The organism is Mesorhizobium sp. LMG 17147, assembly GCF_024297145.1.
Taxonomy (GTDB): Bacteria; Pseudomonadota; Alphaproteobacteria; order Rhizobiales; family Rhizobiaceae; genus Mesorhizobium.
In genome coordinates this window covers 128545-139620 of sequence record NZ_JANCTC010000006.1, presented here as the reverse complement: position 1 = coordinate 139620, position 11076 = coordinate 128545, and the positions used below count along the sequence as shown (strand labels likewise).

11 protein-coding genes are annotated in these 11076 nt (G+C 63.3%); 6 read left to right on the top strand and 5 right to left on the bottom strand.

What is annotated here, in order from left to right:
• Nucleotides 1-3: 3 nt before the first annotated feature.
• Complete coding sequence (locus NMG46_RS13805; protein ID WP_254818196.1) at nt 4-435, bottom strand: TerB family tellurite resistance protein; 432 nt, start codon at nt 433-435, stop codon at nt 4-6.
• Between the two features lie 189 nt (nt 436-624).
• On the opposite strand from NMG46_RS13805, the gene NMG46_RS13800 reads away from it, so the two are divergent.
• From NMG46_RS13800 to NMG46_RS13790, 3 genes are all read left to right on the top strand, one after another.
• Complete coding sequence (locus tag NMG46_RS13800; protein ID WP_254818195.1) at nt 625-795, top strand: hypothetical protein; 171 nt, start codon at nt 625-627, stop codon at nt 793-795.
• 110 nt (nt 796-905) lie between these two features.
• A complete protein-coding gene (locus tag NMG46_RS13795) occupies nt 906-1733 on the top strand; it encodes an AraC family transcriptional regulator (protein ID WP_254818194.1) in 828 nt (275 codons plus the stop codon).
• 73 nt (nt 1734-1806) lie between these two features.
• On the top strand, nt 1807-2229 hold the full coding sequence (locus tag NMG46_RS13790; protein WP_254818193.1) for a VOC family protein: 423 nt from the start codon (nt 1807-1809) through the stop codon (nt 2227-2229).
• On the opposite strand, the gene NMG46_RS13785 is transcribed toward NMG46_RS13790, so the two are convergent.
• A complete protein-coding gene (locus tag NMG46_RS13785) occupies nt 2226-3695 on the bottom strand; it encodes a cobyric acid synthase (RefSeq protein WP_254818192.1) in 1470 nt (489 codons plus the stop codon). The genes NMG46_RS13790 and NMG46_RS13785 overlap by 4 nt on opposite strands.
• A 1-nt stretch (nt 3696) precedes the next feature.
• Complete coding sequence (locus NMG46_RS13780) at nt 3697-4311, bottom strand: dimethylsulfonioproprionate lyase family protein (RefSeq protein WP_254818191.1); 615 nt, start codon at nt 4309-4311, stop codon at nt 3697-3699.
• Nucleotides 4312-4449: 138 nt separating this feature from the next.
• Between NMG46_RS13780 and NMG46_RS13775 the strand changes: the two genes are divergently transcribed.
• From NMG46_RS13775 to mmsB, 3 genes are all read left to right on the top strand, one after another.
• Nucleotides 4450-5616, top strand: a complete 1167-nt coding sequence (locus NMG46_RS13775; protein ID WP_254818190.1) for an isobutyryl-CoA dehydrogenase — start codon at nt 4450-4452, stop codon at nt 5614-5616.
• Between the two features lie 30 nt (nt 5617-5646).
• Entirely contained in the window at nt 5647-6015 is a 369-nt protein-coding gene (locus NMG46_RS13770; protein WP_254818189.1) for a four helix bundle protein, read from the top strand.
• A 72-nt stretch (nt 6016-6087) separates the two neighbouring features.
• The gene (gene mmsB / locus NMG46_RS13765) at nt 6088-6972 is read left to right on the top strand and encodes a 3-hydroxyisobutyrate dehydrogenase (RefSeq protein ID WP_254818188.1); all 885 of its coding nucleotides are present in this window, start codon (nt 6088-6090) and stop codon (nt 6970-6972) included.
• Nucleotides 6973-7282: 310 nt separating this feature from the next.
• On the opposite strand, the gene NMG46_RS13760 is transcribed toward mmsB, so the two are convergent.
• Together NMG46_RS13760 and NMG46_RS13755 are read right to left on the bottom strand one after the other, a co-directional pair.
• On the bottom strand, nt 7283-8662 hold the full coding sequence (locus tag NMG46_RS13760) for an aspartate aminotransferase family protein (protein ID WP_254818187.1): 1380 nt from the start codon (nt 8660-8662) through the stop codon (nt 7283-7285).
• Between the two features lie 254 nt (nt 8663-8916).
• On the bottom strand, nt 8917-10986 hold the full coding sequence (locus NMG46_RS13755; RefSeq protein ID WP_254818186.1) for a prolyl oligopeptidase family protein: 2070 nt from the start codon (nt 10984-10986) through the stop codon (nt 8917-8919).
• Nucleotides 10987-11076 lie beyond the last annotated feature (90 nt).

Below are 11076 nucleotides of genomic sequence, written 5' to 3'. Positions count from 1 at the left end.
CCGTTAGCCTTGCGGCTTGACCACATCGGCAGGGCTGATTTCGAGCAGGTCGAGCGTGCGGCGCAGCAGCTGCATCTCACTCCCGGCAAGTTGCGAATCGGCCTTGGCGATTTCCGCCATGTGGCGGGCGAGCAGCTTGCGCCGGTCGACATCGAGGTCGCGGAATTGCGCGATGGCTTGGGAGCCGTTGGTCTCGTAGCCGAATTCGTTGAGGTATTCGATGACGCTGTCGACGCTGGTTTCGGGAATGCCGAAGGCGTCCCGGCAGATACGCCTGAAGGCGGTCATTTCGCTTTCGCTGACCGAACCATCGGCCAGGATCATGCGGAACAGCATCAGTAGCTCCGCCGACAGCACCGGATCGTCCGCCACCTTGCGCACGCCGGGGTCGCCGTCGAAAATCGAGCGTATCTGGTCCAGCAATCCCATCGCCATCAGCCCCTTCCGATTCGTTCGGAAGGTAGCGCGGAATCGGCCTGGCGCAAACGGGGGTGCGCGTGCTGGAGCCGCATGTTTTCTCGCCGGAAAGCTGCCGGCCAATCCGGCAAGCCGCTGCGCTCATTGGTGTGTGACCGTGCGACTGATACTATGCCGCTGTACGAATCATGTTGAGGAGGGACGGACATGAATCTCAGTGCACCTACCCAGCTTATTTTTATCATATCCCTTGTCATCGCCATCATCGGCGTTCTCGCCGCGCTTGGCGTTCTTGCGTTTATCCCTTTGGCTTCCGTGTGGATTGTCGTCATCGCTTACATCGTGCTGGCCGCCGGCTGCCTGATGCGCGGCGCTTAAACAGGTCCAGACAATTCAGAATCTCAGGCAACTCGGAGCGCCCGGCCAAAAGCCGGGCGCTTTTGATTCTGCAGGATGGTCTGTTAGAATCCCTGGACCAGGGAAAGCACATGCCCACCAGCGAAGACGGCAGCCGCCACGACAGCCCGGAGCTCGATCGGTTCGAGATGGTGCGGCGCGCGCCGAGCCATCGGCTTCAGGGCGCCGTCACTGACATGTGCGGCTTTCGCGAAAATATGCCAGGCCATTTCCGCGCGATCGAATATGCCTCGCTGACCGTGCCGCTGGTCATCAGCTTTGCCGAACCCTTTGCCATCGGGCTCGGCAGGAACCCCAGCGACAATGACCGCTTCGCCAGTTTTGCCGCCGGCCTTTATGCCGGGCCGGTGGTGATCGAATCCTTCGGCGGCGCCTGCTGTGTGCAGATCAATTTCACCCCGCTCGGCGCTCGTCGCTTCTTCGGCCGCCCGATGAGCGAACTGACCGACCGCATGGTCGGCCTGGATGACGTGCTCGGCGTCGAAGGCATCGCGCTTCGCGAAAGGCTTGGCAATGCGCCGGATTGGAGCTCACGCTTTGCCATCGCCGAGGCCTTCGTCGCCGACCGGTTGGCAACCGCAGACCGCACTCAGGCCGAAATGGTCTGGGCCTATGAGACGATCGTCTCGACGCGTGGGCGGACCCGCATCTCGACGCTGGCCGAAAAGCTTGGCTGGAGCCGCAAGCATCTTGCCGGAAAATTTTCGGACGCAGTCGGCACCGGCCCAAAAACGCTATCGCGAATTGTCCGCTTCAACCATGCGCTTGGCCTGTCGAGACACGCCAACGGCGATTGGGCCGACATCGCCGCCGACTGCGGCTATGCCGACCAGGCGCATCTGGTGCGCGAGTTCCGCGACCTCGCAGGCGTCACGCCGACCACTGTCGCCGCGAGGTAACATTTCTTCAAGACGCGCAACCAGCCTTCGCCCAGACTGGGTTGATCGACCAACTCGCTGAAGGAGATCAGTCATGCCGAACATCACCGAACCACCGCGGCTTTATCCGGCGCTGCGCTACAGGAATGCCGGCAGGATGATCGATTGGCTGTGCGAGGCCTTCGGCTTTAGCCTTCGCGCCCGCTATGGCGAAGGCGACGTGGTGCACCATGCCGAACTCGCTTTCGGCTCCTCGATCATCATGCTCGGCACGGCGCGCGACGATGCCTATGGCAAGATGGTCGGCGCGCCCGGTTCGGGCGGCGGCAAGTCGATCTACGTTGCGGTCGCTGACGCAGATGCGGCATACGCGCGGGCAAAGACCGCCGGCGCCGAGATTCTGGAAGAACTCACCGACCGCGACTATGGCAGCCGCGAATTCATCTGCCGCGATCCGGAAGGCAATGTCTGGTCGTTCGGCACCTACTGGCCGAAGGCTGACGAGCCCGCCAGCTAACGCGCCAGCCCAAAGAGGGCGTCGCAGTCGAGGTGGGTTTCCAGCTCGGCGGCGATCTCGTCCAGTGCCCGTTCGACCTCGGCGCGGTAGTCGATGCCGCCGCCCTTGACGCCGAGGCTTTCGAGGAATTTCGCCCGGAAGGCATCGGCGGAAAACAGCCCGTGCATATAGGTGCCCAGCACCTTGCCGTCGGCCGAGATAGCGCCGTCATCGACGCCGTTGATAACGGCGGACGGCCGCAGCGTGTCCGGACCGGTGGTGCGGCCGAGATGGATCTCGTAGCCCTCGAGCGGCAGATCGAATTGCACCGAGCGCGCGCTGACGTTGCGCACCGTCTTTTCCGGCTCCATCACCGTTTCGACGTCGAGCAGCCCGAGGCCTTGCGCCTCGGTAACGCTGCCCTCGATACCATCGGGATCGCGCACGACATGGCCGAGCATCTGGAAGCCGCCGCAAATGCCGACGATATGGCCACCGCGTTTCCTGTGCGCGGCAAGGTCGCGGTCCCAGCCGTTCTCGCGGAATTTCAGGAGATCGCCGATCGTCGACTTCGAGCCGGGAATGACCACCAGCCCTGCATCCTGCGGCAGGCGCTGGCCAGGCGGCACGAACACCACCTCGACCTGCGGTTCGGCCTTGAGCGGGTCGAGATCGTCGAAATTGGCGATGCGCGAAAGCACCGGCACGGCGATCTTCAGCGCGCGCTTCTCACCGGACGCCAACCGTTCGAGCACGACGGAGTCTTCCGACGGCAGCCGCGCCGCCGCCTTCAGCCACGGCACCACGCCAAAGCAGCGCCAGCCGGTGAATCTTTCGATCGCCTCGATGCCATCGTCGAACAGCGAGACATCGCCGCGGAACTTGTTGATGAGATAGCCGACGATCATGCGCCGGTCCTCGTCCGGCAGGATCAGGTGGGTGCCGGCGACCGAGGCGATGACGCCGCCGCGATCGATATCGCCGACCAGGATCACCGGCACGCCGGCGCGCGTCGCAAAGCCCATATTGGCAATGTCGCGGCTCCTGAGGTTGATCTCGGCCGGCGATCCCGCGCCCTCGACAATGACCAGGTCCGCGCCCTCGCCGACCGTCGCCCAGGAGTCCAGCACCGCATCCATCAGCCTGCCCTTTAGCGCCTGATAGTCGCGCGCCCGCGCCTCGCCGAACACCTTGCCCTGCACTACGACTTGAGCGCCGACATCGGTCTGCGGCTTGAGGAGCACCGGGTTCATGTGGATGGTCGGCGCCACGCCGCAGGCGATCGCCTGCAGCCATTGGGCGCGGCCGATCTCACCGCCGCCTGAAACGCCTGGAATATCGGCGACAGCGGCGTTGTTCGACATGTTCTGCGGCTTGAACGGCCGCACTTTCAGCCCACGGTTCCTGGCCGCGCGGCACAGACCGGCGACGAGCACCGTCTTGCCGACATCCGAACCCGTGCCCTGCAGCATGATCGCCTTGGCCATATCAGTCCCTGCCCTGCGCAACGGTTCCGGTGATCGTCGACTTGGCTGCCAGTGGCCCGCCGCGCCAGAGATAGAGCGCCAGCAGCGGCTCCTTGCCGGTGCGCATGGCGTGGCTGACGTCAGAGGCATGGTGGATCACCTCGCCCGGCGCTCGAAGGCGAAAACCGCCATCGCCCATGCGCCATTCGGTGCCGCCGGTCAGCGGGATGTAGATCTCCTCCGCGACATGGTGGTGATCGGGGTAGACGATGTCGGGTCCAAGGATCAGCAGGCCGGCCGCGACCTCTTCATTGACGAAATGGCCGCGCGTACCGAACACCTCCAGCCAGCCGTAATTGTCGATGAAAACCTTGCCGAAATCCGCTTCGCCATAGGTCTGGCCCCAGCGCAGATCGCCGCGACGCTCCGCAACCAGCCGCGCCAGCGGCTTGGCCGCAGCGGGAGCGAGTTCGACGATACGGTCGAGCTGGACGAGACAAGGCAGTGCATGCGGTTCGAGCGGCCGGCTTGGCATGTCCCAGCCGATCCGGGCAACGGCGTCGCGCACCAGCGCATCGTCGAACGTCTGGAGATAGGCATGGAAGCATCCAAGCAGTTCGACGAATTTTGTCGTCACACTTTGCTCCAAAGCGCATTCGCGCACAGCGGCTGCGCGGACGGGTCGGGTTGCGCGGCGGCATCATTGGTCTAGATTGAACGGCGCGCAAAGCCAAAAACGACAGGCCAGCAGGCCGGAAACGTCAGGGAGCACGCCATGGACGCCGCTGTCGATGCTGGCACCAGCCAGTTCGAACTCAACGAGGACCAGCGCGCCATCCAGGAGATGGCCGAGGCCTTCGCCGCCGACCGTGTGGCGCCGAACGCACTCGACTGGGATCGCAACAAGTATTTCCCCGCCGACGTGATCCGCGAGACGGGCCCGCTCGGCCTTGGAGGCATATATGTCCGCGAGGATGTCGGCGGCTCGGGGCTCGGCCGGCTCGACGCCGTGCTGATCTTCGAGGCGCTTTCGCGGGCCGATCCGGCGTTTTCCGCCTTCATCTCTATCCACAATATGGCGGCATCTATGATCGACCGCTTCGGCAGCGACGAACAGCGCCGGCGCTTCCTGCCGAAGCTGACCTCAATGGAATGGCTGGCAAGCTATTGCCTGACCGAGCCCGGCTCGGGCTCGGATGCGGCGGCGCTGAAGACGCGCGCGGCAAAGAGCGGCGGCGACTATGTGCTGAACGGCGCCAAGCAGTTTATCTCCGGTGCCGGCGACAGCGACCTCTATGTCGTCATGGCGCGCACCGGCGCCGACGGGCCGAAAGGCATTTCCACCTTCGTCGTGCCGAACGATGCGCCGGGCCTTTCTTTCGGCGCCAACGAGCACAAGATGGGCTGGCACATGCAGTCGACGCGCCAGGTCGTCTTCGTGGACTGCAAGGTGCCGGCGGAAAACCTTCTGTCGGCAGAAGGCGCCGGCTTCGGCATCGCCATGGCCGGGCTCGACGGCGGCCGGTTGAACATCGCCGCCTGCTCGCTCGGGGGCGCGCAATCGGCACTCTACAAGGCGCTCGCTTACACGGCCGAGCGCAAGGCTTTCGGCTCGAAGATCAACCAGTTCCAGGCGCTGCAGTTCAAGCTTGCGGACATGGAGACCGAATTGCAGGCAGCGCGCGTCTTCCTCTACACCGCCGCCTCGAAGCTCGACCGCAACACGCCGGATGCCTCAAAATGGTCGGCGATGGCGAAGCGCTTCGTCACCGACACCGGCTTCAATGTCGCCAACGACGCCCTGCAGCTGCACGGCGGCTATGGTTATCTGCACGATTACGGCATCGAGAAGCTGGTGCGCGACCTGCGTGTCCACCAGATCCTCGAAGGCACCAACGAGATCATGCGCGTCATCATCGCTCGCGCCCTGATCGGGCGGTAAGGCAGTAGGCAGTAGGCAGTAGGCAGAAAGATGACCGGCAAGATCAATTCGTACAAGGATCTTATCGTATGGCAGCAAGCGATGGATCTGGCCGTCACCACCTACTCCCTGACCAAGGCATGGCCAAAAGAGGAATTGTATGGGTTGACCAGCCAGATCCGCCGCTCAGCAACCTCTATTCCTGCAAACATCGCGGAAGGTTACGGCCGAGACAACAGAGGCTCCTATCAGCAATTTCTCAGGATTGCCCAGGGATCGCTGAAGGAGTTCGAGACACACCTCCAGATCGCTGAACGCATTGGCCTTGCTACGCATGATCAAGCTTATCACGTGCTTTTAGCGACCGAGGGCATTGGGAAAATGCTTCGCCAGCTTATTAACAAACTTGCGCCCGAATAGGTCGCTTACTGCCTACCGCCTACTGCCTACTGCCTACTGCCTACTGCCTACCCACACCACGGGAGCGTCAATATGACCACCATCGCCTTCATCGGCCTCGGCAATATGGGCAATCCGATGGCCGCCAACCTGGTCAAGGCCGGGTATGCCGTGCACGGCTTCGACCTGGTGCCGGAGAACCTCGCCATCGCCAGGGAACACGGAGTCGTCATCATGGCCAACGCCGTTGCGGCGGTCAAAGACGCCGATGCGGTCATCACCATGCTGCCAGCCGGTAAGCATGTTCTGTCGGTTTACGCAGACATAGTGTCCAAGGCAAAAAAAGGCGCGCTGTTCATCGATTCCTCGACCATCGATGTCGAGTCGGCTCGAAAGGCCCATACCATCGCCGCCAAGCACGGGTTGCTGTCGATCGACGCGCCAGTCTCCGGCGGCACGGGCGGTGCGGCGGCCGGCACGCTGACCTTCATGGCCGGCGGTTCGAAGGATGCCTTCGCCAAGGCCGAACCAATCCTCAAGCCGATGGCCGGCCGCATCGTTCATTGCGGCGACGACGGCGCCGGACAGGCGGCGAAGATCTGCAACAACATGATTTTGGGCATTTCGATGATCGGTGTTGCCGAGGCTTTCGTGCTGGCGGAAAAGCTCGGCCTGTCCCACCAGGCGCTGTTCGACGTCGCCTCGACCTCGTCCGGCCAGTGCTGGTCGCTGACCACCTATTGCCCGGTGCCCGGCCCGGTGCCGACATCGCCCGCCAACAATGGCTATAAGCCTGGCTTCGCGGCGGCACTGATGCTGAAGGACCTGAAACTGTCGCAGGAAGCCGCACAGAGCGTCGGTGCAGCAACGCCGCTCGGCGCCGAGGCAGCTCAGCTCTATGCGCTATTCAACGCACAAGGGAATGCCGGTGCCGATTTTTCCGGCATCATTAATTTCCTCCGTGGTAACCCGGCGTAAGCTCCAAGCTCACAGGTTTTCGATCTGCCCAAAGCGGAAAGTCGGCAAATTTAGGTTTGCTTAAGCTCTTGCTAACCCTGCAGTAACGATATGCGTTTAAAACGGATTGCGAGGCGGACATCCGCCCGGCGCTCCGGATCAGGTCTCGCGTACCGGAGCCCGCAAGTTTCGCAAGTGTTTAGTTGGCGAAACGCCATGCGTATCTGGCAAAGCCGCGTTCCGATGGAGCGCGGTTTTTGCGTTTCGCTTCCTCGCCTGGTAAGCGCTCGGTCGATCGCCGGGCGCCCGACATGGAACGCCCGGCGATCGTTCACCGCTTGCGCAAATCTGCTTGCGCCAGATCGAGCGCCTTTGCGATACGATCGCAGGCCATGTCGATCGTCTGGCGCGTCCAGATCAGCGGAGGCGACAGGATCATCGTGTCGCCGGTGGCGCGCAGCATCATGCCCTGGGCAATTGCGTGGTCGCGAACGGTCACCGCCGCGCTGCCGGCCGGCAGGTAGCGCTCCTTGGTTGCCTTGTCTTTGACGATCTCGATCGCTCCCATCAGCCCGAACGAGCGCACCTCGCCGACCAGGTCGTGCCCGCCGAGACGTTCCTGCAAAGCCCTGGCGAAGTAAGGCCCGGTGTCGTTCCTGCCGCGCTCGACCAGCCCCTCGCGCTCGATGATCTCAAGGTTCTTCAGCGCCACCGCGCAGGCCACCGGGTGCCCGGCATAGGTGTAGCCGTGATAGAATTCGCCGCCCTTTTCGACCAGCGTCGCCGCGATGCGGTCGCCGACCAGCAGCGCCGACAGCGGCTGATAGCCAGAGGTCAGCGCCTTGGCCGTGGTGATGGTGTCGGGCTCGACATCGAAGGCTTGTGCCGCGAACCACTCGCCGGTGCGGCCGTAGCCGGTGATGACCTCGTCCAGCATCAGCAGGACGTCGTATTTGCGGCAGATGCGCTGCACTTCCGGCCAATAGCTCATCGGCGGGATCTTCACCCCGCCTGCCCCCATCACCGGTTCGCCGATGAAGGCGGCCACCTTGTCGGCGCCAGCTTCGAGGATCGCGTCCTCGACCGCTTTTGCCGCGCGCAGGCCGAAATCATGGTCGCTTTCGCCGGGCAGTGCGAGCTCATAGGCATAGGGCATCATTACATGGACGATGTTGGGCACAGCGCCGCCGAGCTGCTTGTGCATCAAATCCATGCCGCCGAGCGAAGCGCCGGCGATGGTCGAGCCGTGGTAGCCCATCTTGCGCGAGATGATGCGGTTCTTCTCCGGTTTGCCTTCCAGCACCCAATAGTGACGGACCAGGCGCAGCGCCGTGTCGTTGGCCTCCGAACCGGACGAGCCGTAGAACACCTGGTTGATATGCCTTGGCGCGATCTCCGCCAGCTTTTTCGACAGCAGAACCGGCGTCGGCGTCGAGCATTTGAAGAAGGAGTTGTAGTAGGGCAATTCCTTCATCTGGGCGTAGGCGGCGTCGGCCAGCTCGTCGCGGCCATAGCCGACATTGACGCACCACAGCCCTGCCATGCCGTCGAGGATTTCCGTCCCTTCGGAATCGTAGATGAACGGCCCGTTGGCGCGAGTGATGATCCGCGAGCCGGTCTCGCGCATCTCTTTGTGGTCGGTGAACGGATGAAGGTGATGCGCGGCATCGATCTGCTGAAGCTGCCTCAGCGAATAATTCTGGTAGGTCATGTCTGATCTTTCCTCTTGAACCAATCCGGCAGCTTTTGCGCCGGGGCGGATTCGTCAGAGGACAGCGGGCGGCGAATAGCCGATGCGGGCGCACAGCCGCAACAGCTCGGCGCGAAGCGTGCGCGGCGACGGCGTCACCGCGACCCCAAATGCGCAACCCGATTTCGCCAGCCGAGCCATGCTTGTACCTTAGGCTGCCTCGAGCCCTCAGTTCAAGCCGTGCCGGTCAAGCGACGCCGGTCAATTGGCGCCAGTCAATTGGTGCCAGTCAGGGCCCGCTGCAGGAAGACGTACTTCATTGCCGCCTGTGCGGCCTGCGGCCGCCGATCGCCGCGTCCGCCATGGCCGCCCTCGGTCTCCTCGAAGAACAGCGTCTTGCCGTGGCCGGCCGCCTGCAGCCGTGCCGCCATTTTGCGCGCATGCCCGGGATGGACGCGATCGTCGGCGGTCGAGGTCGTCAGCAACACCGGCGGATAGGCTGCGTCCGTGTCAACATGCTGGTAGGGCGAATAGGCGGCGAGCCAGGCTGCCTCTTCAGGCTTCGCCGGATCGCCATACTCGGCCATCCACGACGCGCCGGGCGGCAGTTCGGTGTAGCGCAGCATATCGAGCAGCGGCACCTCGATGATCACGGCACCGAACAATTCCGGGTGCTGGGTCAGCGAGACGCCGGTCAGCAGGCCACCATTCGATCCGCCTTGGATGCCCAGCGTGGCGGGCGTAGCGATGCCGCGCTTCACCAGATCCTGCGCGACCGCGGCGAAGTCGTCGAAGGCATTCTGGCGATTGGCCTTGAGCGCGGCCTGATGCCAGTTCGGGCCGAACTCGCCGCCGCCGCGGATGTTGGCCTGCACATAGGCATTGCCCTTCTCCAGCCACAGCCTGCCGCGCACGCCGGCATAGCCGGGCAGCAGCGGCACTTCGAAGCCGCCATAGCCGTAAAGCAATGTCGGCACGGGTCCATGCAAGTCGCGCCTCCTGACGACGAAGTACGGGATCATCGTGCCATCCTTCGAGCGCGCTTCGAACTGTTCGGAGACCAGCGACGACGCATCGAAACGCGCCGGCTGCGACTTCACCGTTGCCAGGCCCGCGGCGTTGTCGTCCGACCAGATGATCGAGCTCGGCGTCAGGAAATCGGTGAAGGAGAAGGAGACGCTGGAACCGAAATGCTCGGCATGGCTGATGCCGACATTGCCGTTTTCGGGCAAAGCCACGGGCTTGAACTCCCAGCCGCTGTCGCTGCGCTTGCCGGCGACGACCTTGCCGCGCACATTGTCCATCAAATTGATGAACAGCCGGTCCTGCGTGCGGGCAATACCGGCGATCGAGACACGGTGCGCCGGCTCGAGCACGGTATCGAGGGATCCGAATAGCCCGGTTTCGATCCAGCGCTCGAAATCGAGTGAATAGAGCCCGTCGGGCTTGCACAGCGTGCCGTCCGGCGCCGTCCATGGCGTACGCACGCCGAAGACAAACTGGCCCTTGAACAGTGCTGTATCGGTGACGTCGTCCGGCAACGGGATGCGCCTGTTTTCGCCCGATGGCAGCCGCAGGAAACTGTGCGAGGCGAAGAAGTCGATGGTCCGGGCGAGGAAGACATGACGCTTGTTGCCGTCGAATTCGACGGACCCGCCGGCGGCAAGATCCTGCTTCAACGCCTCGAAGATCGGCGTCGCCGCTTCCAGTGGCGTGCCGCGCCGCCAAAGCTTGACCACGCGCGGATAACCGGACTGGGTCTTGTCGTCCTCCTCGAAAGCGGCGGAGACGATAACCGTGTCCTCGTCCAGCCAGCTAAAGCTCGACTTCGAGGCAGGAGCGCGAAAGCCGCCATCGACGAAGGACCTGCTTTCGATATCGAATTCGCGCATCTCGCTGGCATCGCCGCCATCCGGCGACAGGCTGAGCAGGCAGCGGCTGAAGTCGGGGTAGAGCCGACTGGCGCCGCTGAACACCCATTTCACCCCTTCTTTCGCCGCCAGGTTATCGAAGTCGATGATCGTCTGCCATTCCGGCTTGTCGGTCTTGTAGGACGCGACCGTGGTGCGCCGCCAGAGGCCGAGTACGTTCGTTCGGTCCTGCCAGAAATTATAGACATAGCCGTTGATAGCGGCCCCGACGGCGATGTTATCCTCGGCCGTCATCAGGTCGAGCGCCGTCTCGAACGACGTCCGATAGGACGGATCGCCCTGCAGCTCCCCGACCGTGATCGCATTTTGGCGATGCACCCAGTCGAGCGCCTGCTTGCCCCTCCTGTCCTCCAGCCAGAGAAACGGGTCTTCGGCCGCCGAACCCGGCTGGCCCTTGGTATTCGATTTGGTCATGAGGTCTCCGGTTGAGTCGGGCGGCGGCATAGCCAAGATCGACATGGGGCCGCTTATATTCAAGTCATTCGTCAGAAACGGCGGCTTTCT